At 72.3% G+C, this 25,806-nt stretch carries 18 protein-coding genes and 3 tRNA genes; 9 read left to right on the forward strand and 12 right to left on the reverse strand.

Annotated elements, in window-relative coordinates:
• Window positions 1-79: 79 nt before the first annotated feature.
• Window positions 80-1,972, forward strand: coding sequence for a polyprenyl diphosphate synthase (gene uppS / locus ACFY9E_RS09105; protein ID WP_390980899.1), 1,893 nt, complete (start codon window positions 80-82; stop codon window positions 1,970-1,972).
• 76 nt (window positions 1,973-2,048) lie between these two features.
• Here the strand turns inward: uppS and ACFY9E_RS09110 are convergent.
• From ACFY9E_RS09110 to ACFY9E_RS09120, 3 genes are all read right to left on the reverse strand, one after another.
• Window positions 2,049-2,125 (reverse strand) — tRNA-Ile (locus ACFY9E_RS09110).
• A gap of 190 nt (window positions 2,126-2,315) precedes the next feature.
• A tRNA-Asn gene (locus ACFY9E_RS09115) sits at window positions 2,316-2,388 on the reverse strand.
• A 5-nt stretch (window positions 2,389-2,393) separates the two neighbouring features.
• Window positions 2,394-2,466 (reverse strand) — tRNA-Asn (locus tag ACFY9E_RS09120).
• Window positions 2,467-2,626: 160 nt separating this feature from the next.
• Between ACFY9E_RS09120 and ACFY9E_RS09125 the strand changes: the two genes are divergently transcribed.
• The 4 genes from ACFY9E_RS09125 to ACFY9E_RS09140 all read left to right on the forward strand — a co-directional run bounded on the left by ACFY9E_RS09125 (window position 2,627) and on the right by ACFY9E_RS09140 (window position 8,307).
• A complete protein-coding gene (locus ACFY9E_RS09125) occupies window positions 2,627-2,932 on the forward strand; it encodes a YtxH domain-containing protein (RefSeq protein WP_390980901.1) in 306 nt (101 codons plus the stop codon).
• A gap of 152 nt (window positions 2,933-3,084) precedes the next feature.
• A complete protein-coding gene (locus ACFY9E_RS09130) occupies window positions 3,085-4,533 on the forward strand; it encodes an FGGY family carbohydrate kinase (RefSeq protein ID WP_390980903.1) in 1,449 nt (482 codons plus the stop codon).
• 112 nt (window positions 4,534-4,645) lie between these two features.
• Window positions 4,646-6,379 (forward strand): ABC transporter transmembrane domain-containing protein, encoded by a 1,734-nt coding sequence (locus ACFY9E_RS09135; protein WP_390980904.1) that lies wholly within the window; start codon window positions 4,646-4,648, stop codon window positions 6,377-6,379.
• The gene (locus ACFY9E_RS09140; RefSeq protein ID WP_390980906.1) at window positions 6,379-8,307 is read left to right on the forward strand and encodes an ABC transporter transmembrane domain-containing protein; all 1,929 of its coding nucleotides are present in this window, start codon (window positions 6,379-6,381) and stop codon (window positions 8,305-8,307) included. The genes ACFY9E_RS09135 and ACFY9E_RS09140 overlap by 1 nt, the downstream gene beginning before the upstream one ends.
• A 130-nt stretch (window positions 8,308-8,437) precedes the next feature.
• On the opposite strand, the gene ACFY9E_RS09145 is transcribed toward ACFY9E_RS09140, so the two are convergent.
• On the reverse strand, window positions 8,438-9,736 hold the full coding sequence (locus ACFY9E_RS09145) for a sigma-70 family RNA polymerase sigma factor (RefSeq protein ID WP_390980908.1): 1,299 nt from the start codon (window positions 9,734-9,736) through the stop codon (window positions 8,438-8,440).
• Window positions 9,737-9,875: 139 nt separating this feature from the next.
• Between ACFY9E_RS09145 and ACFY9E_RS09150 the strand changes: the two genes are divergently transcribed.
• Window positions 9,876-10,493, forward strand: coding sequence for a hypothetical protein (locus ACFY9E_RS09150; protein ID WP_390980910.1), 618 nt, complete (start codon window positions 9,876-9,878; stop codon window positions 10,491-10,493).
• Window positions 10,490-11,488, forward strand: coding sequence for a nucleotidyl transferase AbiEii/AbiGii toxin family protein (locus ACFY9E_RS09155; protein WP_390980912.1), 999 nt, complete (start codon window positions 10,490-10,492; stop codon window positions 11,486-11,488). Before ACFY9E_RS09150 ends, ACFY9E_RS09155 begins: the two co-directional genes overlap by 4 nt.
• 6 nt (window positions 11,489-11,494) lie before the next feature.
• Here the strand turns inward: ACFY9E_RS09155 and dnaG are convergent, their stop codons facing one another.
• The 4 genes from dnaG to ACFY9E_RS09175 form a co-directional block, all read right to left on the reverse strand.
• Window positions 11,495-13,414 (reverse strand): DNA primase, encoded by a 1,920-nt coding sequence (dnaG, locus tag ACFY9E_RS09160; RefSeq protein WP_390980914.1) that lies wholly within the window; start codon window positions 13,412-13,414, stop codon window positions 11,495-11,497.
• Window positions 13,415-13,528: 114 nt separating this feature from the next.
• Window positions 13,529-14,794, reverse strand: coding sequence for an FAD-dependent oxidoreductase (locus ACFY9E_RS09165; protein ID WP_390980916.1), 1,266 nt, complete (start codon window positions 14,792-14,794; stop codon window positions 13,529-13,531).
• Between the two features lie 159 nt (window positions 14,795-14,953).
• Window positions 14,954-16,237 (reverse strand): deoxyguanosinetriphosphate triphosphohydrolase, encoded by a 1,284-nt coding sequence (locus ACFY9E_RS09170; protein WP_390980918.1) that lies wholly within the window; start codon window positions 16,235-16,237, stop codon window positions 14,954-14,956.
• A 141-nt stretch (window positions 16,238-16,378) separates the two neighbouring features.
• On the reverse strand, window positions 16,379-17,146 hold the full coding sequence (locus tag ACFY9E_RS09175; protein WP_390980920.1) for a CbiX/SirB N-terminal domain-containing protein: 768 nt from the start codon (window positions 17,144-17,146) through the stop codon (window positions 16,379-16,381).
• Window positions 17,147-17,359: 213 nt separating this feature from the next.
• Between ACFY9E_RS09175 and ACFY9E_RS09180 the strand changes: the two genes are divergently transcribed.
• Window positions 17,360-18,058 carry an ElyC/SanA/YdcF family protein gene (locus ACFY9E_RS09180; protein ID WP_390980922.1) on the forward strand — a complete coding sequence of 233 codons (699 nt, stop codon included), beginning with the start codon at window positions 17,360-17,362 and terminating at the stop codon, window positions 18,056-18,058.
• Window positions 18,059-18,069: 11 nt separating this feature from the next.
• Here ACFY9E_RS09180 and ACFY9E_RS09185 read toward each other — a convergent pair whose 3' ends face one another.
• The 3 genes from ACFY9E_RS09185 to ACFY9E_RS09195 are packed head-to-tail and all read right to left on the reverse strand — an operon-like array spanning window position 18,070 to window position 21,623.
• The gene (locus ACFY9E_RS09185) at window positions 18,070-18,837 is read right to left on the reverse strand and encodes an enoyl-CoA hydratase-related protein (RefSeq protein WP_390980924.1); all 768 of its coding nucleotides are present in this window, start codon (window positions 18,835-18,837) and stop codon (window positions 18,070-18,072) included.
• 12 nt (window positions 18,838-18,849) lie between these two features.
• A complete protein-coding gene (locus ACFY9E_RS09190; RefSeq protein WP_390980926.1) occupies window positions 18,850-20,106 on the reverse strand; it encodes a hypothetical protein in 1,257 nt (418 codons plus the stop codon).
• Window positions 20,103-21,623 (reverse strand): amino acid adenylation domain-containing protein, encoded by a 1,521-nt coding sequence (locus ACFY9E_RS09195; protein WP_390980928.1) that lies wholly within the window; start codon window positions 21,621-21,623, stop codon window positions 20,103-20,105. The genes ACFY9E_RS09190 and ACFY9E_RS09195 overlap by 4 nt, the downstream gene beginning before the upstream one ends.
• A gap of 393 nt (window positions 21,624-22,016) precedes the next feature.
• Here ACFY9E_RS09195 and ACFY9E_RS09200 point away from each other — a divergent pair, with 393 nt between their 5' ends.
• Window positions 22,017-24,140: a molybdopterin-dependent oxidoreductase gene (locus ACFY9E_RS09200; protein WP_390980930.1), complete on the forward strand. Its 2,124-nt coding sequence runs from the start codon at window positions 22,017-22,019 to the stop codon at window positions 24,138-24,140.
• Between the two features lie 3 nt (window positions 24,141-24,143).
• Here ACFY9E_RS09200 and ACFY9E_RS09205 read toward each other — a convergent pair whose 3' ends face one another.
• Window positions 24,144-25,790, reverse strand: coding sequence for a M4 family metallopeptidase (locus ACFY9E_RS09205; protein ID WP_390980932.1), 1,647 nt, complete (start codon window positions 25,788-25,790; stop codon window positions 24,144-24,146).
• Between the last annotated feature and the right edge of the window lie 16 nt (window positions 25,791-25,806).

Raw genomic sequence — 25,806 nt, forward strand, 5'->3', positions numbered from 1 at the left:
CCCCGCGCCCGGGGTGGATCGCTGACGCGCGCCCGGCCCCTGTGATCACCGCGCGCAACCAGGACGTATCGTCCTCGGTGTGAGCGATGTGCCTCCCGCGACCACCACACCGGCAGACCCACAGGTGACCCCCGAAACCGCCGGACGGCCGGTGACCGGCGCCGATCCGGCGCTGCGGGCGGCCTACCGACTGTGCCGGCGCCGGACGAGAGACCAGGACCCGGCGGAGTACGCGCTGATCCAGCTGGTGCCGGCGGCCCTGCGCCCGGCGCTCCACGCCCTGTGGGCGGCCGCCAACGCGCTCGACGACCTGGGCGACGACCGCACCGCGCCCGCCGCCGAGCGGGCCGCCCGGGTCGAAGCGTGGACCACCGCCCTGCACCGCGAACTGCCCACCGGCTCCAGCCCCGACCCGATCCGCCACGCCCTGGTGGACACCGCCGGCCGCTGGCGTCTGGACCTGTCCGAGCTGCGGGACGCCATGGCCCAGGTCCAGGACGACACCCACGGCAGGCACTTCGCCGACTGGGGGCAGTGGCGCACCTGGGGCCGGGACAATCTCCTGCCCTGGTTCGGCCTGGTCCGCACCGTCTTCGACCGGGCCGGTGTCCCCGTGGCGCTGCGTCTGGACACCCGGGAGACCTACGAGGAGTTCCTCGACGGCGTCCGGCTCACCGACATCCTCACCGACCTGTCCGCCGACCTCGCCCAGGGCGACCTGCTGCTGCCCGCCGAGGTCCTCGACCGTCACCCCGGGTCCGCCGCCGACCTGGTGCGGCGCCGCTGGAGCCCCGCCGTCGCCGCCCTGGTCACGCATCTGACCGGCCTGGCCCGCCAGTGGGTGACCCAGGAGGCCCTCACCCGCGGCATGCACCCCGGGCCCGCCACGGTCCTGGACACCATGGCCGCCCTGCTGCGCGCCCAGCTCGACGCCGTCGACGCCGCCGGCCCGGCCCTCCTGCGCTCACCGCCCCGGCCCCCGCTGCATGTCCGGGCCCGCATCCTCGCCCCCGCCCGGACCCGGGCGGCCCTGGCCTGGAGCCTGACCCCGCTGACGGTTCCGCCACGGCACCACCCCGGCCCGCACCGGTCACCGGCACCCGCCCGGCCGGCACCCACCGGCGGCTTCCGGCAGCCGCCGTCCCATCCCGGCGGAGAGCAGCCGCCCCGGATCCCGCCCGACCGGCTGCCCGCCCATGTCGCCGTGATCATGGACGGCAACGGCCGCTGGGCCCAGCAGCGCGGCCTGCCCCGGCACGAGGGCCACCGCGCCGGTGCCGTCACCGTCCGCGAGATGGTCCACGGGGCGCTGGAGATCGGCCTGCGCCATCTGACGCTCTATACGTTCTCCACCGAGAACTGGCGTCGCGACCCTGAGGAGGTCGACGCGATCCTCGACCTCCTGCGCAGCGAACTGGCGGAGAACCCCTTCCGCGACCTCGACGTCCGGTTGCGCTGGCACGGCCGCGCCGGGCGCCTGCCTCCGGATCTGGTCGATCTCCTGCACCTGCGGGAGCGCACCACCCGCGCCCGGACCGGCCTGACGCTGACGATGTGCATCGACTACGGCGGCCGGGACGAGCTCACCCGCACGGCCGCCGCCCTGGCCCACCGGGCCCGGGCCGGCCATCTGGAGCCCGGTCTGATCGCCGAGGACGACTTCGCACGCCATCTGCCCCTCGGGGACCTGCCGGACGTGGACCTGCTCTGGCGCACGGGCGGCGAACAGCGCGTCTCGAACTTCCTGCCCTGGCACACGGCCTACGCCGAGCTGCACTTCACTGCGGGGCTCTGGCCCGACGCCGACCGCCGCGACCTGTGGCAGGCGATCACCGCCTACACCCACCGCCAACGCCACCACGGCGCGACACCGGCCGCGACGGGATCGGCCTCCGGCACGCCGGTCGCCCCTGCCGACGGACCGTCAGCAGCCCACCGTTCCCCGGCTCGTGCCGCGGGGCCGGGCGAGTGAACCGGGTGCGCGCCGCGGAGCGGCGGCGTCATTCTCGCGCACTCGCGAGTAGAAACGGTTCTGCGCGTGTAGCGCGTGGTGGGGCGGGTGGGACTCGAACCCACGGCCGACGGATTATGAGTCCGCTGCTCTAACCGGCTGAGCTACCGCCCCATAGCGGCGTGTCGCGTACATGTGTGCGCGCCGTCTGCCGCAGCATAGCCGCTCATACGATCTCCTGCTTCGGCTGGGCGGCTGCGCACGGCCTACGTGACCTTGAGGACTGCGCAGGGCGCCGCGCGGTTCCCGGGACAGCGGATCGGACATGAAAAAGGACCCCTGAGAGGGGCCCTCGTTCAACCTGCTCCCCCGACTGGACTCGAACCAGTAACCTGCCGGTTAACAGCCGGCTGCTCTGCCAATTGAGCTACGGAGGAACGAGCTCCCCGGACTGGACTCGAACCAGTAACCTGCCGGTTAACAGCCGGCTGCTCTGCCAATTGAGCTACCGAGGAAGGTCTCGTTGTGCATCGAACGCACCTACCTGGGTATTCGCCAGGGGGCGCGCGTTCGCTGCGACACATACATTAGCGCAAGCAGGGGGGTGCTCCGCCAATCGGTACTCCCCGGCACCGACGCCGCACTGGAGACCTACGCAAGGAAAGGGTGGCCGCGATGCGTTACCGGCTCACGTTCGTCGCCGGAGTCGTCCTGGGTTACGTGCTGGGCACGAGGGCCGGGCGCGAGCGCTACGAGCAGCTGAAGAAGTCAGCCCGGCAGTTCGCCCAGAACCCCGCCGTCCGCAACACCGCCGAGACCGCGGCCCACCAGGGCCGTGAATTCGCGGGCAAGGCGTACCACGTGGTGAGCGACAAGGTCGGCGACCGGGTCCCGGAGTCCGTGGCGGACCGGGTCCGCCAGCTCCGCGAGCGGGCCACCCACAACGGTGGCGAGGACGACTGGGGCACGAGCAACACGTAACAGTTGTTCCCCGCGCCGGGTACAGCCGCGTCCCTGAAGGGGCGCGGGGAACTGCGCGACCAGCCACGACGAACCCCGCACCCGCCCTCCGGCGCCAAGATCCACGGCGCCCACGGCTCAACCCAGGCGGAGCGTACGGCAGAATTTTGGCCATGGGGATAGTCGCCGGGTTGGACAGTTCACCCGATTTCACTCGTATCGTCGTCTGTGACACGGACTCCGGAGCCGTGCTCAGGCAGGGATATGCGCAGCATCCGGTGGAGGTTCCCGAGAGCGGCAGCCGGCCGTCGGACGTCGATCCGCAGGCCTGGCTGCTCTCCCTGGGCGAGGCCGCGGGCGGCGGGCTGCTGGAGGGCGTGCAGGCGATCGGCGTCTCGGCGCAGCAGAACGCCCTCGTGCCGCTGGACGCCCAGGGCAACACCGTGCGGCCGGCGATGGTCGGGGGTGACAAGCGGACGCAGGTCGCCGCGGCCGATCTGGTCGACGCGCTCGGCGGGCGCGAGGCGTGGGCGCAGGCGGTGGGTTGTGTGCCGCAGGCCGCGCAGCCGATCACGAAGCTGCGCTGGATGGCCCGGACCGAGCCGGAGAACGCGCGGCGCACGGCGATCCTCCTCCAGGCGCACGACTGGCTGGTGTGGCAGCTGCTGGGCCGGCCGGTCCGCAGGACCACCGACCGCGGCGGGGCGTCCGGCACCGGCTACTGGTCGGCGGCGACGGGTGCCTACCGGCCCGATCTGGTCGAGCTGGCGCTCGGGCACCAGGTGATGCTGCCGGAGGTGATCGGCCCGGCGGACGCGGCCGGTACGACGCCGGAAGGGCTGCTGATCTCCGTGGGGACCGGCGAGACCATGGCGGCGGCGTTCGGGCTGGGCATCGGCCTCGGGGACGCGGTGGTGTCGCTGGGCGCGTCCGGGTCCGTGATGGCCGTGCACCCCGAGGCGCTGGTCGACGGGTCCGGGATGATCACCGCGCTCGCGGACGCGACCGGCATGCACCTGCCCGTCGTCACCACGCTGAACGCCGTACGGGCACTGCGCGGGGCCGCGGAGCTGCTGGGGCTGCCCGATCTGGAGAGCCTGTCCGACCTGGCGATGAAATCGACCCCCGGGTCGCACGGACTGGTGCTGCTGCCCTATCTGGAGGGTGAGCGGACGCCGAATCTGCCGCACACCGCCGGGACCCTGGCCGGGCTCAGGCGCGAGTCGATGAAGGCGGAGCACCTGGCGCGGGCCGCGTTCGAGGGCATGCTCTGCGGGCTCGCGGACGCGCTGGACGTACTGCGCGGCCGGGGTGTGGAGGTGCGGCGGGTGTTCCTGCTCGGGCCGGCCGCCGAACTGCCCGCCGTGCAGGCGGCGGCGCCCATGCTGTTCGGGACACAGGTCGTGGTGCCGCAGCCCGCGGACTACGCGGCGATCGGCGCCGCCCGCCAGGCGGCCTGGGCGCTCGGGGCGTCGCAGGGCACGCTCGACGTGCGCAATCCGCCGGCCTGGCAGGGCGCGGTGGCGCAGGTGCTGGAGCCCGGGGACGAGCTGGCCGTGGGGCAGGCGGTGCGGCAGCAGTACGTGGCGGTGCGGGAGCAGACGCATCCGGGGGCCCTCTGACCGGCTTGAGGGCCTGTTGGGTCAATTCGGTTGAGGTAACGCGGGTGGAGTGTTCGACGATAGGGGCCAGGGGCAACCACTCGCCCCCGTCACCCACTCCGAGAGAAGCAGCGTGCTCATACGACTTCTGCGGACCTTTCTCAGGCCCTACCAGAGACCCATCACCCTGCTGGTGCTGCTGCAGTTCCTGCAGACCTGCGCCACGCTCTACCTGCCCACGCTGAACGCGGACATCATCGACCAGGGTGTCGTGAACGGCGACACCGGCTACATCCTGGGCTACGGCGGCCTGATGATCGGCATCTCGCTGGTCCAGGTCGTGTGCAACATCGGCGCCGTGTACTACGGCGCCCGTACGGCGTCGGCATTCGGGCGGGACGTGCGCGGTGCCGTGTTCGACCGGGTGCAGTCGTTCTCCGCGCGTGAGGTCGGTCACTTCGGGGCTCCCTCGCTGATCACCCGGACGACGAACGACGTCCAGCAGGTGCAGATGCTGGCGCTGATGACGTTCACGCTGCTGGTGTCGGCGCCGATCATGTGTGTGGGCGGCATCGTGCTGGCGCTCGGTCTCGACGTGCCGCTGTCCGGGGTGCTGGTGGCGGTCGTGCCGGTGCTGGGCATCTGCGTGACGTTGATCGTGCGGCGGCTGCGGCCGCTGTTCCGGTCGATGCAGGAGCGGCTGGACTCGGTGAACCGGGTGCTGCGCGAGCAGATCACCGGCAACCGCGTGATCCGGGCCTTCGTCCGGGACGAGTACGAGCAGCAGCGCTTCCGGAAGGCCAACAGCGATCTCACCGACGTCGCGCTGGGCACCGGCAATCTGCTCGCGCTGATGTTCCCGATCGTCATGACGGTGGTGAACCTGTCGTCGATCGCCGTGGTCTGGTTCGGCGCGCACCGGATCGACAGCGGCGGGATGCAGATCGGTGACCTGACGGCGTTCCTGGCCTATCTGATGCAGATCGTCATGTCCGTGATGATGGCCACCTTCATGTTCATGATGGTGCCGCGCGCGGAGGTGTGCGCCGAGCGCATCCAGGAGGTGCTGGACACCTCGTCGAGCGTCGTGCCGCCGACGGCGCCGGTGCGGGAGCTGCGCCGGCACGGACATCTGGAGATCCGCGGGGCGGGCTTCCGCTATCCGGGTGCCGAGGAACCGGTGCTGCGGTCCGTGGACCTGGTGGCCCGGCCGGGTGAGACGACCGCCGTCATCGGCTCGACCGGCAGCGGCAAGTCCACCCTGCTCGGGCTGGTCCCGCGGCTGTTCGACGCGACCGACGGGCAGGTGCTCGTGGACGGCGTCGAGGTGGCGGAGATCGAACCGAAGCTGCTCGCCAAGACGGTCGGCATGGTGCCGCAGAAGCCGTATCTGTTCGCGGGGACCGTGGCGACCAACCTGCGCTACGGCAATCCGGACGCCACCGACGAGGAGCTGTGGCACGCGCTGGAGGTGGCGCAGGCCAAGGACTTCGTGGAGCGGCTGGAGGGCGGGCTCGACTCCCCGATCGCGCAGGGCGGGACGAACGTCTCCGGTGGTCAGCGCCAGCGGCTCGCGATCGCCCGGACGCTGGTGCAGCGGCCCGAGATCTATCTCTTCGACGACTCCTTCTCCGCGCTCGACTACGCCACGGACGCCGCCCTGCGGGCCGCGCTCTCGCAGGAGACCGCCGAGGCGACCGTGGTGATCGTCGCCCAGCGGGTGTCGACCATCCGGGACGCCGACCGGATCGTGGTCCTCGACGAGGGCCGGGTCGTCGGCACCGGACGGCACCACGAGCTGATGGCGGACAACGAGACCTACCGGGAGATCGTGCTCTCCCAGCTGACGGAAGCGGAGGCTGCCTGATGGCGGGGCCCATGGGGCGGATGATGGCCGGGGGCGGCCCCGACCAGCGCTCGCTGGACTTCAAGGGATCGGGCAAACGGCTCGTCGCGCAGTTCCGGCCGGAGCGCGTGACCATCTGGGTGCTGCTGCTGTGCGTGGTGCTCAGCGTCGGGCTCAACGTCGTCGGGCCGAAGATCCTCGGCAAGGCCACCGACCTGGTCTTCGCGGGCATCGTCGGACGGGGCATGCCCGAGGGGGCGACCAAGGAGCAGGTCCTCGACTCCATGCGGCAGCGCGGGGACGGTGACGTCGCCGACATGCTGCGCAGCACCGACTTCACCCCGGGCGAGGGCATCGACTTCACGGCCGTCGGGCATGTGCTGCTGCTCGCGCTGGGCGTGTTCACGGTGGCCGGGCTGCTGATGGCGGTCGCCACGCGGATGGTGAACCGGGCCGTGAACCGGACCATGTTCCGGATGCGCGAGGACGTGCAGACGAAGCTGTCGCGGCTGCCGCTGTCGTACTTCGACCAGCGCCAGCGCGGTGAGGTGCTGTCGCGGGCGACGAACGACATCGACAACATCGGACAGACGCTCCAGCAGTCGATGGGGCAGCTCATCAACTCGGTGCTGACCATCATCGGTGTGCTCGCGATGATGTTCTACGTCTCCTGGATCCTGGCACTGGTCGCGCTGGTGACGGTGCCGCTGTCGTTCGTCGTGGCCACGCGCGTGGGCAAGCGGTCGCAGCCGCACTTCGTGCAGCAGTGGCGTTCCACGGGCACGCTGAACGCGCACATCGAGGAGATGTACACCGGGCACGCCCTGGTGAAGGTGTTCGGGCGGCAGGAGGAGTCGGCGCGGCAGTTCGCCGAGCAGAACGACGCGCTGTACGAGGCGGGGTTCAAGGCGCAGTTCAACAGCGGGGTCATGCAGCCGCTGATGATGTTCGTGTCGAACCTCAACTATGTGCTGGTCGCGGTCGTCGGCGGGCTGCGGGTGGCCTCGGGCTCGCTGTCGATCGGTGATGTGCAGGCGTTCATCCAGTACTCGCGGCAGTTCTCCATGCCGCTGACGCAGGTGGCGTCCATGGCGAACCTGGTGCAGTCGGGTGTCGCCTCGGCGGAGCGGGTCTTCGAGCTGCTCGACGCCGAGGAGCAGGGCGCCGATCCGGTGCCGGGCGTGCGGCCCGAGGAACTGCGCGGGCAGGTGGCGCTGGAGCACGTGTCGTTCCGCTACGACCCGGACAAGCCGCTGATCGAGGACCTGTCGCTGAAGGTCGAGCCGGGGCAGACGGTCGCCATCGTCGGCCCGACGGGCGCCGGCAAGACGACGCTGGTGAACCTGCTGATGCGGTTCTACGACGTCACCGGCGGGCGCATCACCCTCGACGGTGTCGACATCGCGCGGATGTCGCGGGACGAACTGCGGGCCGGGGTCGGCATGGTGCTCCAGGACACCTGGCTGTTCGGCGGCACGATCGCGGAGAACATCGCGTACGGCGCGTCCCGGAAGGTGACCCGGGGCGAGATCGAGGAGGCGGCCCGGGCGGCGCACGCGGACCGGTTCGTCCGGACGCTGCCGGACGGGTACGACACCGTGATCGACGACGAGGGGACGGGGGTCAGCGCGGGTGAGAAGCAGCTGATCACCATCGCCCGGGCGTTCCTGTCCGACCCGGTGATCCTGGTGCTGGACGAGGCGACCAGCTCGGTCGACACCCGCACCGAGGTGCTGATCCAGAAGGCGATGGCCAAACTGGCGCACGGGCGTACGTCGTTCGTCATCGCCCACCGGCTGTCGACGATCCGGGACGCGGACACGATCCTGGTCATGGAGAACGGGTCGATCGTGGAGCAGGGCGCGCACGCGGAACTGCTCGCCGCGGACGGGGCCTACGCCCGGCTGTACCAGGCGCAGTTCGCGCAGGCGGTGGCCGAGGTCGACTGAGCGCTCCGCTGGAGGTGCCGCGATCCGCCGTCGGTCGAGCGCGGCAGTGTCGTGGCTGGTCGCGCGGTTCCCGCGCCCCCGCAGGGGCGCGGGAACCGCGCGGCCCGCCCCCGCCGGCCCTCAGCCGACGTCAGTCCAGGTAACCCCTCAGCTGGTCCGCGAAAGCGTGGTCCCTCAGTTTGTTGAGGGTCTTGGACTCGATCTGCCGTATGCGTTCTCTGGTCACGCCGAAGATGCGGCCTATCTCCTCCAGGGTGCGGGGGCGGCCGTCCGCCAAGCCGTAGCGGAGCTGGACCACCTTGCGCTCCCGTTCCCCCAGGGTCGACAGGACCGCTTCCAGGTGCTCCTTGAGCAGGAGGAACGCGGCCGACTCGACGGGGCTGGCGGCGTCGCCGTCCTCGATGAGGTCGCCGAGCGCGACGTCGTCCTCCTCGCCGACGGGCGCGTGCAGCGACACCGGTTCCTGGGCGAGGCGCAGGACTTCGCCGACCCGCTCCGGCGGCAGGTCCAGGTGGGCCGCGACCTCCTCGGGCGTCGGCTCACAGCCCCGCTCCTGGAGCATGCGGCGCTGGACGCGGACGACCCGGTTGATGAGCTCCACGACGTGGACCGGGACCCGTATCGTGCGGGCCTGGTCGGCCAGGGCGCGGGACATGGCCTGACGGATCCACCAGGTGGCGTACGTGGAGAACTTGTAGCCGCGGGCGTAGTCGAACTTCTCCACGGCCCGGATGAGGCCGAGGTTGCCCTCCTGGACGAGGTCGAGCATGGTCAGGCCGCGGCCGACGTAGCGCTTGGCGACGGAGACGACGAGCCGCAGGTTCGCCTCGATCAGACGGCGCTTGGCCACGCGGCCCATCACGACGAGCCGGTCCAGGTCGAGGGCGAGCTGACTGTCCAGGTCGGGGGTGAGCCGCAGCTTCTCCTCCGCGAACAGGCCGGCCTCGACGCGGCGGGCGAGTTCGACCTCCTCGGCGGCGGTGAGCAGGGGGATGCGGCCGATCTCCCGCAGGTACTGGCGGAACAGGTCCGAGGAGGGGCCGCCGGTCTCGGTGCGGACCGGCGGGGGTTCGACGGCTTCGGGGGGCTCCGCCGTCTCGACGGCCTCGGCGGGCGGCTCCTGCGGCTCCGGTTCCGACTCGGGGTGGTGCACGGCGCGGCCCTGCGCCGGAACCGCGGACAGGGCGTCGGGATCCGCGTCCGGGGCGGTGCCGTCGGCGCCGGGGGCGGCACCGACGTCGGTCTGGGTGAGGGTCTGGGTCTGCACGGGGGCGACCTCCAGGATGATCGCTGCCAAGGGGGGCGGCAGCGGTACTTCGGGGGCGGAGTCGACGGCCTCGCCGCTTTCCGTCCCGTACGCGATGAGCGGAACCGCGGGGGTCCGGGACCCGTCGGTGACGGGCAGGCCGCGCTCCGAGGACTCAGGCACCGGAACCCAGTGTGGGGTAAGACACATCGCCGCCACGAGGGGCGTGCGATGACTTTTTGCTTCCGGTCCGTGACCGCGCGGTCGCCCCTCGTGGGAAACCCGGGTGCCACACGCGTCCCCGGTCTGGGACGATCGGCCGATGTCCGCTTCCCTGTACGAATCGCATGTGACGGTTCGCTGCGCCGGTCCCGGCGAGTCCGCGCGGCTGCGTCGCTGGGCGGCCGAGGCCGGGTTCAAGCTCACGCACATCGTGCTGGCCAGGGGCCGGATGCGCGACCAGCCGATGCTCACCCTGTCCGGTTCGCCGTCGTACGCCCGCGAAGCGGCCCGGGCGCGGGAGGTGGCGGCGCGCCTGCGGGCGGACGGTTTCGAACCGGTGCGCGTGAAGATCGAGTCGTCGCCGTGGGCGCCGGAAGTGCCGCGCGAACCGTGCGGCGGCGGGCTGTACTTCGAGCACCACGTGAAGCTGCTGCTCGACTCGGGCACGGACCTTTCGACCCTCGGCGCGCGTGTCGTGCCGCACGGCGCCCATCTGTCGTGGAACGCCCGGCGGGTGCGGGGCCCTTGGCACGAGCGGTTCGTGACCCAGCGTTGCCACTCGGTCGACGCCGGGGGCGCCGGCCGGGCGCTGGAGCGGTTGCTCACCGAGCTGGGCGACCTCGAAGTGCTGGGCGTGGAACGGGAGTTCGTGCTTCACGACAGTGACATGTCGCTGGACGACGGATGGCTGGAGGAAACGATGGGGGTACGGACATGACCGGGACGGCGTGGGAGAGGTTCGGCTGGCAGAGCCGGGTAATACCCCACGAGCCGCTGGACGACGCCACCCGCGGGGTGGGGCGGTTGCCGAAGACGCTGCGGCCCGTACCGGGGGACGACGTGACGCAGCGCCCGGTCTTCGACCCGGCCCTGAAACACCATCAGAACGCCTACCGGGCCACCGACCCGCGCTTCACGGACCCGACGCGGGGCGAGGCGTGGCGGGCCGCCCGCCGCCGGGCCCTGCATCTGGTTCTGGCCGCGATGTCCGGCTCGGAGTGGGTGGACTCGCTGGTGCTGCGCGGCAGCGTGCTCATGTCGGCGTGGTTCGGGGAGGCCGCCCGCGAGCCCGGCGACCTGGACTTCGTCGTGGTACCGCACACCTGGCGGATGGAGGAGGGCCGGACGGATCGGATGCTGACCGGGATCGCCGAGGCGGCACAGGAGCTGGCCGATGCCCGGGGGCGGGAGGTCGGGATCTCGGCGCGCGACGCGGTGGTCGAGGACATCTGGACCTATGAGCGGGTGCCCGGGCGCCGCATGGTGCTCCCCTGGAACGCGCCCGGACTGCCCGGCGGCCATGTCCAGCTGGACTTCGTCTTCAACGAGCGGCTCCCCGAGGAGCCCGAGCCAGTGGAGCTGCCCGGCGGCACGATCGTCCGGGCGGCGACGCCGGAGCTGTCCTTGGCGTGGAAGCTGATGTGGGTGATCAACGACATGCACGCCCAGGGCAAGGACCTGTACGACGCCGTCCTGCTGGCCGAGCGGCACCCGCTGCGCTACGAGCTGCTGCACGAGGTGTTCCGGCTGTCGGGCGAGTGGCCGTACCCCTACCGCGAGAAGATCCTGCTGGAGGACGTGGTGGAGGCCGTCGGGTACGTGGAGTGGAACCACTTCGTCACCGAGTACCCGCGCTTCCGGGACGACGAGCGGGAATTCGCCGACCGGCTGGTGCGGGCGGTGACGCCGACGTTCGAGGGGATCGAGCCCTGACCGGAGTCAGAGCGCGGCGGCGCCGTGCTCCCGGAGGGTCTGGTCGTACTGCTGGAGGACCCACAGTTCGTTCTGCACGGCGGCCAGCTGGGCCGGGTCGCCCTGGGCGCCGAGGCGGGTGAGCCGGCCCGTGATGTCGCGGATACGGCGCTCGACGGCCCGGCGGCGGACGGTCACCAACTGGGCGCCCGCGTACACCTCGTCGACTCCCTTCACGCCCTTGTGCAGCATGATCGCCTCGACCGCCAGCTCCGTCACCATCGCGCGGACCGCGTCGTCCGGGGCGGCCTCACGGACCCGGACCAGGTAGCCCTGGGGGTCCGCGACGCCCGGTTCGGCGCCACCCGCGTCCTGGATGGCCTGGCGGACGGCGGCGTAGGGCGGAGCGGTGAACTCGTCCACGCCGTAGGCGTCGAAGGCCGGGGAGACCAACTCGGGGCGCTGGAGGGCGAGTTTGAGCAGTTCCCGCTCGGTGGCGAAGACCGGGTTGCGCAGGTTCAGGGCCGGGCCCCGCGAGGTGGCCGGCTGGGGCGGGCCGGCGTACTGCTGCCCCTGCTGGTGCCGCTCCGGGGCCGGGCCCTTGCCGCCGCGGTCGCGGGCCCAGCGGGCCAGCTGGGCGACGCGCTTGACCACGAACTGGGTGTCGAGGATGCCGAGCATGCCGGCGAGCTGGACGGCGACCTCGTGCTGGGCGCCGCTGTTCTTGATGCGGGCGACGACCGGGGCGGCCTCGTCCAGCGCGGCCGCGCGGCCCGCCGGGGTGTCGAGATCGTAGCGGCTGACGATCTGGCGCAGGGCGAACTCGAAGAGCGGGGTGCGGGGTTCGACGAGGTCGGCGACGGCCTCGTCGCCCTTGGCGAGGCGCAGGTCGCAGGGGTCCATGCCGTCCGGGGCGATGGCGATGTACGTCTCGGCGGCGAACTTCTGGTCGTCCTCGAAGGCGCGCAGGGCCGCCTTCTGGCCGGCGGCGTCGCCGTCGAAGGTGAAGATGACCCGGGCCGAGCCGTTGTCCATCAGCAGCCGGCGGAGGATCTTGATGTGGTCGCCGCCGAAGGCGGTGCCGCAGGTGGCGATGGCGGTCGTGACGCCGGCGAGGTGGCAGGCCATGACGTCCGTGTAGCCCTCGACGACGACCGCGCGGGACGCCTTGGCGATGTCCTTCTTCGCCAGGTCGATGCCGTAGAGGACCTGGGACTTCTTGTAGATCGCCGTGTCGGGCGTGTTGAGGTACTTGGGGCCGTTGTCCGCCTCGTAGAGCTTGCGGGCGCCGAAGCCGACGACGTCGCCGCCGATGTCGCGGATGGGCCACATCAGGCGGCCCCGGAAGCGGTCGATGGGGCCGCGGCGGCCCTCCTGGGAGAGGCCGGAGAGGATCAGCTCCTTGTCGGTGAAGCCCTTGCCGCGCAGGTAGCGGGTGAGGTGGTCCCAGCCCTGGGGGCTGTAGCCGACGGAGAAGTGCTGGGCGGCGGCCTGGTCGAAGCCGCGCTCGGCGAGGAACTGGCGGCCGGTGTCGGCCTCCGGGCTGGTCGCGAGCTGTTCCATGTACCAGTCGGCGGCGATCTTGTGGGCCTCGACCAGGCGGATCCGCTCGCCGCGCTGGTGGGAGGAGTTGTAGCCGCCCTCCTCGTAGCGCAGGGTGATGCCCGCCTGGCCGGCCAGGCGCTCGACCGCCTCCGAGAAGGAGAGGTGGTCGATCTTCATCACGAAGGTGATGGTGTCGCCGCCCTCCTGGCAGCCGAAGCAGTGGAAGAACCCCTTGCTCGGGCTGACCTGGAAGGACGGGGACTTCTCGTCGTGGAACGGGCACAGACCCTTGAGGTTTCCGCCGCCCGCGTTGCGCAGCTGGAGATACTCGGACACCACGGCGTCGATCGGGACCGCGTCCCGTACCGCCTTCACGTCCTCGTCGTTGATCCGTCCTGCCACGAGGTGAGTCTACGGGGCCGAACTGACACTCCTGGGGCGAGACGGCTCTGCGGCCGGGGGTCCGGGGTCGCCCCCGGGAATTGCAGCGCGGGGGCGCACCGGCACTCCCGACAGCTATGAGGCGAGGCCGTCCAGCGGCACGTGCGGGTCGGCGAGCGCCTCGGTGTCGACCCGGGCTTTCGAACGGATCAGGCGCTGGATCTTGTCTGTGACGTCCCACACGTTCACGTTCATCCCGGCCAGCACCCGGCCGTCCTTCACCCAGAACGCGATGAACTCGCGCTTGCCGGCGTCCCCGCGGATCACCACCTGGTCGTAGCTGCCCGCGGGCGCCCAGCCGGAGTACTCCATGCCCAGGTCGTACTGGTCGGAGAAGAAGTAGGGCACCCGGTCGTACGTCACGTCCCGGTCCAGCATGGCGCGGGCGGCGGCCGGGCCGCCGTTCAGCGCGTTGGCCCAGTGCTCCACCCGCAGACCGGTCCCGAAGAGGGCGTGGTGGAAGGAGGCCACGTCGCCGGCCGCGTAGATGTCGGGGTCGGAGGTGCGCAGCCGCTCGTCGACCACGACGCCACCGCCCCGCGCCCGGTCGGCGATCTCCAGCCCGGCCGCCTCCGCGAGAGCGACCCGCGGGGCCGCGCCGATCGCGGCCAGCACGTCGTGCGCCGGGTGTTCCTCGCCGTCGTCGGTGCGGGCCGCGAGGACCATGCCGTCCTGGCCGACGATCTCCGTCAGCCGCCTGCCGAAGTGGAAACGCACGCCGTGCTCACGGTGCAGCTCGGCGAAGAGCTGGCCGAGCTCCGGACCCAGCACGCCGTGCAGCGGGGTCGGCCCGTGTTCGACGACCGTGACCTCCGCTCCGTACTCACGGGCCGCCGCCGCCACCTCCAGGCCGATCCAGCCGGCGCCGGCGATGACGAGGTGGCCGTTGTCCCGGCCGAGGTTGGTCAGGACCTGCTTGAGGCGCTCGGCGTGGGCGAGGCGGCGCAGGTGGTGCACGCCCGCCAGGTCCGTGCCCGGGACGTCGAGTCGGCGGGGCTCGGCACCGGTCGCCAGGAGCAGCTTGTCGTAGCGGACGACGGTGCCGTCCTCGCCGAAGCGGACCGTCTTCGCCGTCCGGTCGATCGCGTCGACGGTCTGGCCGAGGTGCAGCTCGATGTCGTGGGCCGCGTACCAGGCGGGCTCGTGCACGAAGACGCTGTCGCGTTCCTCCTTGCCGAGGAGGTAGCCCTTGGACAGGGGCGGGCGCTCGTAGGGGTGGTCGCGTTCGTCGCAGATCAGTATCACGCGGCCGGTGAAGCCCTCCGCGCGGAGCGTCTCGGCCGCCTTGGCGCCGGCCAGTCCGCCTCCGACGATGACGAATGTCTGATCCGCGTCGACCACGTGATGCCTCCTACGGGGGTCTGGGGGTGTCTCCCCAGAAAACACAGCGGGTGTCGCCACTTGCGAGCGTCCCGCACGGAGCGTGATGCGGGAAGAGGGAGTGACCCGATCAGGCCACGGAGGGTCACATTCGGGGGTGCTCGCGTCCCGCCCGTCGCGTCAGTCTCGTCCCCGCCCCGTCAGACGGGCGTGAAGCGAACGGGCGGAGGGGTCGGTGAGGGAGGCGATCTGGTCGACGATCACCCGCTTGCGCGCCCTGTCGTCCGCCGCCCGGCCGAACAGGGAGCGGAACTGCGGGTCCAGGCCGTCCGGGGCGCGGGCGGTGAGCGCCTCGGCCAGTTCGGCGACGATGATCCGCTGGTCGGCGCGCAGCCGCTCCTGCTCGGCGCGCTGCATGACGTAGAGGTCGGCGACGGCCTTGAGGACGGCGCACTCCATGCGGGTCTCGCGCGGGACGACCAGTTCGGCGGCGTACCGGGTGAGCCGTCCGGCGCCGTACGCGGTGCGGGTCGCGGTCTCGGCGGCGAGGCAGAAGCGGCCGATGAGCTGGCTGGTGGCGTCCTTGAGGCGGGCCTGGGCGACGGCGGTGCCGTCGTAGCCGTGCGGCCACCATTCCTGGGCGAGGAGCCGGTCCAGGGCCTCGGCGAGTTCCGCGGGGTCGGTGTCGGCCGGGACGTACCGGCCACGGGCGACCTGGAAGACGTCCCGGCGTTCGGGGTCGGCGTGCAGGCAGTTCGGGTCGATGTGGCCGGCGTGCAGGCCGTCCTCCACGTCGTGCACCGAGTAGGCCACGTCGTCGGACCAGTCCATGACCTGCGCCTCGAAGCAGGTGCGGGTGCCGGGGGCGTCCTTGCGGAGCCAGTCGAAGACCGGGCGGTCGTCCTCGTAGACGCCGAACTTGCGGGAGGCCGGGTCGGTGGGGTGGGCGCCGCGGGGCCAGGGGTACTTGGTGGCGGCGTCGAGGGTGGCGCGGGTGAGGTTGAGGCCGACGGAGCCCTCCGGGGTGAACCGTTTGGGCTCGATGCGGGTGAGGAGTCTGAGGGACTGGGCGTTGCCCTCGAAGCCGCCGCAGTCGGCCGCGAACTCGTTGAGGGCCTGTTCGCCGTTGTGGCCGAAGGGCGGGTGGCCCAGGTCGTGCGAGAGGCAGGCGGCTTCCACGAGGTCCGGGTCGCAGCCGAGGGCCGCGCCCAGCTCACGGCCGACCTGGGCGCATTCGAGGGAGTGGGTGAGGCGGGTGCGGGGGCTGGCGTCCCAGGCGGGGCCCAGGGTGCCGGGCGTCACCACTTGGGTCTTGCCGGCGAGTCTTCTCAGGGCGGCGCTGTGCAGGACCCTGGCCCGGTCGCGCTGGAAGGCCGTGCGGCCGGGGCGTTTGTCGGGTTCCGGGGCCCAGCGGTCGACTGACGTCGGGTCGTAGGCGGTGGGGGTTCGTGCGGTGCCGTCCATGTGACGACAGTAAGCGCGTCTGCGAGTGCCGGGCTCTTTTCCCGGGCGGGTGCGGGTTCTTTCGGGCCGGTCGCGCCCACGCGGCGGAGCCGCATATCGATACAGCCCCGCCCCCTTGAGGGCGTGTCCCCGTCGCCGGTGTCAGGCCGAGGCGAGTACCGGTTCGGCGGCCGTCGCCAGTGCTTCCTCGTAGCGGTGGAGGACGAGCTCGGCCATCGCCGGGTGCGTGCCCAGGGGGGCCGCCGCTATCCAGGGGGCCTTCTGGGCGCACTCCGTGGCGAAGCGGCCGGGGGCCGTGAAGTAGGACGCCAGGGCTATGTGGTGGCGGCCCCGGGCGAGGAGGGTGCGGACGGCCGTGGGGACGGTGGGGGTCGCCGCCGAGGCGTAGGCCGGGATGACGGGGACGCCGAGGCGGGCCGCCAGGAGATGGGCCGTGCGGGCGGTGTCCGTCTTCGCGTGCGGGTCGCGGGAGCCCGCCGCGGCGAGGACCACCGCGCTGGTGCGGCGGGGTGTCGTACCCCAGCCGGCCTCCGTCAGACGGGCCTGGAGCGCGTCGACCAGCAGGGGGTGAGGACCCAGGGGTGCTGCGAGGTGGGTGCGGGCCGGGGAGGCCGCGGCCATCTCGGGGATGTCCTGCTTGACGTGGTAGCCGCGGCTGAGGAGGAGGGGGACGAGGACCGCCTCCCGGTCACCGAGGGCGGCGAGGGTGTCGGGGAGCAGGGGGGCGTTGAGTTCGATGTGGCCCAGGTGCACCGGCACGTCGGGGCGCAGGGCCCGGACGCGGTCGAGGAGCGCGCTCACGGTGCTCAGCGCGCGGGGGTCGCGGCTGCCGTGGGCCACGACCACGAGGGCGGGCGGGGCCGGGCGGCGCGGGGCGGGCGGCGGGACGAGGCTGAGCTGACGGGGCATGTACCGATGGTCGCGGCGCCACGTTGCCTTCCCGTTGCCTGGGCGTCACGGGTGTTTTCCAGCGCTTCACGATGTGAGACAGGGGCGTGTGAGGTGGCGTGACCTGCGGTTTCGGTGAATCGAGTGAAGCTGGTCACGCGGATGCGGATGAACCGGCCGGCCCGGGAGGACGTCCCTGACTGTCGAGAGGCCGACCTGGGGAGGGACCGTCCGATGCGTCGTGTGACGTTCCGCGGACCGCGGCTGCCGCGTACCCGGCGGGGGCAGCGGAGGCTGGTGCAGGCCGTGATGGCCGGGTGCGTGCTCGCGCTGCTTCCGGCGACGTGGATGTACACCGTGGCGGGTGACCGGCTGCGTACGGCGGCGGATGTGCCGCGCACCGACGTGGCCGTGGTGTTCGGCGCCGGGCTGTGGGACGGGGAGCCCTCGCCGTATCTCGCGCACCGGCTGGACGCGGCGGCGAGGCTGTACCGGGAGGGGCGGGTCGAGGTGGTGCTCGTCACCGGCGACAACAGCCGTGAGGACTACGACGAACCGGACGCGATGCGCGTGTATCTGACGCGGCACGGGGTGCCCGACGGGCGGATCGTCAGCGACTACGCCGGGTTCGACACCTGGGACTCCTGCGTGCGCGCGAAGAAGATCTTCGGGGTGGCCGAGGCCGTGCTGATCAGCCAGGGCTTCCACATCCGGCGTGCGGTGGCGCTGTGCCAGGCGGCGGGGGTCACCTCCTACGGGGTCGGGGTGGACGCCGTGCACGACGCGACCTGGTACTACGGGGGCGCCCGGGAGGTCCTCGCCGCCGGCAAGGCCGCTCTGGACGCGGTGTTCCGGCCGGATCCCCGGTTCCTCGGTCCCCGGGAGCCGGGGGTGGAGAGGGCCTTGGCGACGGCCGAAGACCCTCTCGGTTGACCGGTCCGGCGTCAGCGTCCGTGGAAGCGCGGGGGGCGCTTCTCCAGGAACGCCGTCATCCCCTCCTTCTGGTCGTCGGTGGCGAACAGGGCGTGGAAGACGCGGCGTTCGAAGCGGACACCGTCGCGCAGGCCGGTTTCGAGGGCCCGGTCGACACACTCGCGGGCCGCCCTGACCGCCGCGCCGCCGTAGGAGGCGATCGCCGCCGCCGCTTCGAGGGCCTCGGGCAGGACCCGCTCGTCCGGGACCACGCGGGAGACGAGACCGCAGCGTCCAGCCTCCCGCGCGTCCATGGTGCGGCCGGTGAGGACCAGGTCCATCGCCTTCGCCCGGCCGACGAGCCGGGTCAGCCGCTGGGTGCCGCCGATGCCGGGGATCACGCCCAGTTTGATCTCGGGCTGCCCGAAGACGGCCGACTCCCCCGCGACGACCAGATCGCACATCATCGCCAGCTCGCAACCACCGCCCAGCGCATGGCCCTTGACGGCGGCGATCTTCGGGGTGCGGAGGTCCGCGAACTCCTCCCAGGCGGCGAAGTAGTCCTCGGCAGCCATGTCGACGGCCGACTTTCCGGCCATCTCCTTGATGTCGGCGCCCGCCGCGAAGACGGTGTCCGAGCCGGTGACGACGAAACAGCCGACCTCGGGATCCGCGTCCAACGGGCGTGCGGCGTCGAGGAGTTCGGACAGCAGCTCCGAGCTGAGCGCGTTGCGTACGTGCGGGCGGTGCAGACGTACGGTCACCACCCGGCCGTTGCGCTCCAGCTTCAGGTTGTTCATCGACATCCCCTTCTACGAGTCCCAGATCGCGCCGTACGCCGGGATGCCCCGCCGTTCCAGGCCGTGGACCACCTGCCAGGTCAGCTTCTTGTTGGAGATGCAGATGACCGCTTCGGCGCCGAAGTCCCGGTGGGCCTCGTGGGCGAGGCGCACCATGTCGGGTTTGCCGTGCCGGGAGGTGTCCCAGATCAGGGCGTCCGGCTGGACGGCGAGGATCTCGTCGACCAGGGCGTCGCCGTAGGTCGCGCGCGGGTCGCGGGTCGCCCAGACCAGCCGGGAGGGCACCTGGGCGGCGAGCAGATGGGGCAGGCAGGGGCCGATGCCGCTGCCGGTGGCGACGTAGACCACCTTTGTGAAGAGGACCTCGATGTTGGCGACGCCGGCCGTGGTGATGCCCTTGACCCACACCCGCTCGGGCAGGTCGTCGATGAAGGAGCCGGTCCAGTCGCCGGCCCGGGAGACCGTGAGCCGGAAGCCGGACTCGCCGGGGGTGGGGACGTTGGCGAAGGAGTGCCATTCCCTCAGCGGGCTGCGGCTGATCGCGGTGGAGGAACCGGCGAAGGGGGTCTCGCCGTGGTCGAAGCGGGCCAGCACCACGTGGGAGGAGGGGCGTTCGAGGTGGACGTCCACCTTGCGCAGCCGCAGCCAGGGCAGGACCACGCTGAAGGTGATCACGGCGAGCACGCCGACCTCCCAGGGACCCGGCGACGACAGCAGTGTGTGCGTCCAGAACAGGCCGAGGGCCGTCCAGCCGCCGAAGCGGTGGATCTTCTCGAAGTGGTCGTGGTGGCGGGAGCGGAAGGGCGGCAGGGCCGTGGCGATGACGAGCCCGAGGAGGGCGATCAGCGTCCAGCCGACTGCCATGAGCGGGCCGTTCGGCGTCGTGACCGTCAGCGCCAGGAACCATGCCGTGCCCGCCAGCGCCCCGCCGACGTGCAGTCCGCCGAAGTGGTACACCTTGCCCAGCGTCCAGCGGACCCGCAGCGGCCAGCTCGTCGGCGCCGAAGTCGCCAGCCGGAACAGCAGGTTGATGACGTACTGCTGGCGTACGACGACGGCGAGGGCGAGGTTGGCGAGGGCCGCGTGCCCGAGGGTGGGCGCGTCGAGCGGCCGAGCGGTCGCCGCGAAGGCCCCGTTGACGAGCAGGACCAGGGCCGCCAGGCGGTTGTAGTGCATCAGGCGGGGGTGCTTGAGCAGGCGGCGGGGAGCGGGGAGGAGCGGCGGGAGTGCGCCGGTGGCCGGGTGGGTCCGGGGCGGGGACGTGGTCATCGTGCCACCGCCACGCGCTCCTCGATCATGTGCAGCAGTGCCTGTTTGTCGATCTTGCCGCGGTCGGTCTCGGGGAGGAAGGCGAGCGGCAGCACCTGCTCGGGAACGCAGTAGTACGGCAGGGCGTCCGCGACCGCGCGGCGGGCCGCGTCCGGGTCGACGTCCGCCGGGCAGACGAAGGAGACCAGGGTGCGGGCGTCGCGTTTCAGGGTGACGGCCCGGGTGCAGCCGGCGGCCGACTCCAGGACCGAGGAGACGGAGTCCAGCTCGACGCGGAAGCCGCGCACCTTGACCTGGTCGTCGGTACGGCCGAGATGCTCCAGCTCGCCCTCGCCGGTCCAGCGGCCGAGGTCGCGGGTGCGGAACATGCGGCGGCCGCCGCCTAGGAACGGATCGGGGGCGTAGCGCTCGGCGTTGAGGGCGTCGTCGCCGAGGTAGCCGGCGGAGACGCAGTCGCCGCCGGCCCACATCTCGCCCACCTCGCCGATCGGCAGGGGGCGGCGGTCGGCGTCGAGGACGTAGACCGTGTTGTTGGGGGTGGGGCGGCCGATGGTGAGCAGGGGGGCGGACGGGTCGTGGCGGCTCATGGTGTTGACGATCGTCGTCTCCGTCGGGCCGCAGCCGTTGAAGAAGACGGCCTGCCGGGCCCACCGGTCGGCCAGCGGGCGGGGGCAGGGCTCCCCCGCGACGGCGACGGTGCGCACCTTCGGGCAGGCGGCCGGGTCGAGGCCGGACAGCACGGTCGGGGTCGCGACGAGCACGTCCGCCGTGCGGGCCGCCGCGGCGAGGTCCCTGCCGCGGATGACGAGCGTGCCGCCCTGGGCGAGGCAGCCGAGGATCTCCCAGGCGGCCATGTCGAAGGCGATGTTGAGGAGCTGGGCGACGCGGTCACCGGGCCGGACGCCGAGCCCGCCCGGGGCGGTGAGCAGGAGGTTGGCGACGTTGCGGTGGGTGACCTTCACCCCGTTGGGGCGGCCGGTGGTGCCGGAGGTGAACAGCACGTAGCAGCCGTCGTCGCCGGTGACACGGACGCGCGGGGCGGGGGCGTACGGCAGCGGCTCGTCGAGCGGGAGCAGCAGATGGCCGTCCGGCAGCGGCACGCGGGGGGCGTGCTCGGCGACCGTGAGGACGACCCGGGTGCGGGCGGTGCGGATGACGTGGGTGAGCTGGGCCGGGGGCGCGAGGCCGATGTCCTGCGGGACGTAGGCGGCGCCGGCCTTCAGGATGCCGAGCAGGCCGACCAGCATCGGGATCGAGCGGCGGACGAACAGGCCGACGTGGTCGCCGGGGCGGACGCCCTCGCGGACCAGCCGGGCGGCGAGGGCGCCGGCGTACCGGTCGAGTTCGCCGTAGGTGATGCGGGCGCCCTGGTGCTCGGCGGCCACGGTGTGCGGGCGGGCCGTGGCGTGCCGGGCGACGGCGTGGTGCAGGAGCGGGTCGGGGACGGGGACGGTGGGGCCGCGGCCGTACTGCACGAAGAGCCGCTGGTCGTGGGGGGTCAAGTGGCGCAGAGGCATGGTCGGGTGGCCTCCTGGCTGTTTCGAGGTCGGATTGCCACCCGCGGCGGTGCCGCGGGTGGATGCAGCCGTGAGCGGCGGGCATGCCCGGGTGTCGAACGCCGTGCGGAGTCGTGCGAGCGCTGCGCGTAGCGAGAGCGTAGTGCGGCTGCTTCAACTCTCAACGAGGTCGGACCGGCCAAGAAAGGAACGCAATGAGCCACATGTGGCGTTTTTCGCCCCACGGGCAACGTCTGTGCCGGTCGGCGACGACCTGAAGGAGGGCGGGCCTGTGCCTCGCCGGGCAGCGGGCTCCCGCCTCACGCGGGCGGGGCGGTGGCGGGGAGGTTGCCGTCCCGGCCGCGTAACAGGGAACCGTCCCGGGCGTAACACGGCCGACGCACGCTGAACGGCATGCAGAACACCGCGACGCCCACGCACTGCCCGTACTGCGCCCTGCAGTGCGGGATGAACCTGACGCCCGCGCCGGACGGGACCGTCGAGGTGAGCGAGCGTGCGGATTTCCCGGTGAACCGGGGCGCGCTGTGCGGCAAGGGCCGTACGGCTCCCGCGGTGCTCGCGCGGAACGTCCGGCTGACCTCCCCGTTGGTCCGCGACGAAGGCGGCGCGCTGGTGCCCGCCTCCTGGGACCAGGCGCTGCACCGGATCGCGGCGGGACTGGGACGCACGCGCGCGGAGCACGGGCCGGACGCGGTCGGGGTGTTCGGCGGGGGCGGGCTGACGAACGAGAAGGCGTACACGCTCGGCAAGTTCGCGCGGGTCGTGCTCGGGACGTCCCAGATCGACTACAACGGGCGTTTCTGCATGTCGTCGGCGGCGGCCGCCGGCATCAAGGCGTTCGGTCTCGACCGGGGGCTGCCCTTCCCGCTGGAGGACATCCCGAAGTCGGGCTGCGTGATCCTCGTCGGGTCGAACCTCGCGGAGACCATGCCGCCGTCGCTGCGGTTCTTCACCGAGCTGAAGGAGAACGGCGGCACGCTCATCGTGATCGACCCGCGCCGCACCAAGACCGCCGAGCAGGCGGACCTGCACCTGGCGCCGCGGCCGGGCACGGATCTGGCCCTCGCCCTGGGTCTGCTGCACCTGGTGATCGCCGAGGGGCGGGTGGACGAGGAGTACGTGCGGGAGCGCACGGCCGGCTGGGAGGACGCGCGGGCGGCGGCGATGGCGCACTGGCCGGAGTACGTGGAGCGGATCACGGGGGTGTCCGTTCCCCAACTCCGGCAGACGGTACGGATGTTCTGCGAGCCGGAGTCGGCGATGGTGCTCACCGCCCGGGGGCCCGAGCAGCAGTCCAAGGGCACGGACACGGTGGGCGCGTGGATCAACCTGTGCCTGGCGACCGGCCGGGCGGGCCGCCCGCTGTCCGGGTACGGCTGCCTGACCGGGCAGGGCAACGGCCAGGGCGGGCGCGAACACGGGCAGAAGGCCGACCAGTTGCCGGGCTACCGCAAGCTCGACGACCCGGCCGCGCGGGCGCATGTCGCCGAGGTGTGGGGTGTCGACCCGGACAGCCTCCCCGGGCCGGGGCGCAGCGCGTACGAGTTGCTGGACGCGCTGGGCGGCGACATCCGGGCGCTGCTGCTGATGGCGTCCAACCCGGTGGTGTCGGCGCCGCGGGCCGCGCACATCGAGGAGCGCATCAGGTCGCTGGACTTCCTGGCGGTCTGCGACGTGGTGCTGTCGGAGACGGCGGCCCTCGCGGACGTGGTCCTGCCGGTCACGCAGTGGGCCGAGGAGACGGGCACGACGACCAACCTGGAGGGCAGGGTCCTGCTGCGGCAGCGGGCGATCACCCCGCCCGACGGGGTCCGCAGCGACCTGGAGGTCCTCCACGAACTGGCCGCCCGCCTGGGCGTGGAGAAGGGTTTCCCGACGGACCCCGAGGAGGTCTTCGAGGAGCTGCGCCGGGCATCGGCGGGCGGGGCGGCCGACTACTCGGGGATCACGTACCGGAGGCTGGTGGAGGAGGACGGGGTGTTCTGGCCGTGTCCGGCCGCCGTGGAGGCGGTGGACGCAGGCGACGACCCCGCCCGGGAGACACCTGCCGCGCACCCCGGCACGCCCCGCCTCTTCCTCGACCGCTTCGCGACGCCGGACGGCCGGGCGCGGTTCGTGCCCGTCTCGCACCGGCCGATCGCCGAGGAACCGGACGACGAGTACCCCGTGCTGCTCACCACCGGGCGGGTCGTGGCGCAGTACCAGTCCGGGGCGCAGACCCGGCGCGTGGCGGAGCTGAACGCCGCCGCGCCCGGGCCGTTCGTGGAGCTGCACCCGAGGCTGGCGGCGCGGCTGGGGGCGGCCGAGGGAGATCCGGTCGCCGTCGTGTCGCGGCGGGGCCGGGCCGTGGCGCCCGCGAGGATCACGAACGCCATCCGGCCCGACACCGTCTTCATGCCCTTCCACTGGCCGGGCGAGGGTCGCGCCAACACCCTCACCAACCCCGCGCTCGACCCGACGTCCCGGATGCCGGAGTTCAAGGCGTGCGCGGTGCGGCTGGAGGCCGTCGAGAGGTAGGGGTCAGCTCACCGCGACCGCCTTCCAGGCCGCCGCGACCGCCTTCCGCTCCGTGCTGTCGCCGCCGTAGAGGTCCTTCGCCGCGCTCAGGGTCGCGGTGCGCGCGTCCGCGTAGTCCGTCGAGGACGTCATGTAGACCGTCAGCGCGCGGTACCAGATCTTGCCCAGGGCGGTCCGGCCGATGCCGCTCACCGTGGAGCCGTCGCAGGTCGGGGAGTCGTAGCCGACGCCGTTGAGGGACTTCTTGCCGCTGCCCTCCGCGAGCAGGTAGGCGAAGTGGTTGCCGACGCCGGAGGAGTAGTGCACGTCGAGGTCGGCGAGCTCCTCGCTCCAGCAGTCCGCCGACTTCCCGTCCCGGGACGGCTTGTCCATGAAGCGCAGGGCCTGGCGGCCGAGGCCGGAGCGGACGACCTTCTCGCCGATGAGCCAGTCGCCCCGGTCCTCGGCGTTGGCGGCGTGGAACTCCACCAGCGTGCCGAAGATGTCCGACGTGGCCTCGTTCAGGCCGCCGGACTCACCCGAGTACGTCAGCGCCGCCGTCTTCGACGTCACGCCGTGGGACATCTCGTGCCCGGCGACGTCCAGCGACACGAGCGGCCCCATGAGCTTGCCGTCGCCGTCGCCGTAGGTCATGCAGAAGCAGGTGTCGTCCCAGAAGGCGTTGTTGTAGTCCTTGCCGTAGTGGACGCGGTTGAAGGAGCCCTTGCCGTCGCCGGCGATGCCGCTGCGTCCGTGGACCTTCTTGTAGTAGTCCCAGGTGACGTCCGTGCCGTACTGGGCGTCCACCGCCACCGTGGAGCGGTCGGCGGTCGTGCCCGTCCCCCACTGGTTGTCGGCGTCCGTGAAGAGCGTCGCGGGGGCGCGGGTCAGGCAGACGGTCAGCAGGCACTTGTCCGTCTTGTTCTCGGCGTCGCCGGTGTACGTGCCGCCGCGCGTCGCGTCCTTCAGCAGGTACGACGAGCCGGACGCCGTCGTCTCCAGCGGGACGGTGCCGCCGTAGAGGGACTTGCCGTCGCCCGACGCCGACTCCATGGAGTCCCAGGCGTCGATCCGGGCCCCGGTCGCCGCGTCGGTCAGCACCGTGCGCCCGACCGGGTTGCCGAGTTCGTCGTGGGCCACCGCGTCGGTCCGCCAGGCCAGTTTCGGGGCGCCGTGCAGGGCGTCGACGACCAGCCGCGGCTTGGCGGTGAGCTTCTTCAGGGTCTCGCCGAGGTGCGCGGCGCGCAGCAGGTTCGCCGCGAGGTCGGCGGCCTTCGGGGCGGTCACCTTCGGGGTGACGCTCGCCAGGGAGAGCGCGGACCTCGTCGCGCGGCTCGCGCCGCGGTAGGTGCCGTCCGGGTTCAGGTGGAGTACGAAGTCGCCGCCGAGGACGGGGAGTCGGTGGTAGGTGCGGTCGTAGCGGACGTGCCGGGTGCCGTCCTCGTCGACGACGACGTCCCGGACCTTCGTCTCCTGGGCGGACGTGAGGCCCAGGGCCCCGGCCCGGTCCGCGAGCACCGCCTCGGCGTGCTCGATCGCGCTCGCCCCGGCCGGCCGGTCCGCCGCGCCGGCGGCCGGGGAGAGGGCGGCGGCCAGCAGGGCGGTGGTGCCGGTGACGGCCACACCGGCGAGGGCGAGACGGGAACCGCGGACATGACGTATCCGACTCATCGGTCTCCTCATACGG

The sequence above is a fragment of the Streptomyces sp. NPDC012466 genome, from assembly GCF_042955215.1.
Lineage (GTDB): Bacteria > Actinomycetota > Actinomycetes > Streptomycetales > Streptomycetaceae > Streptomyces.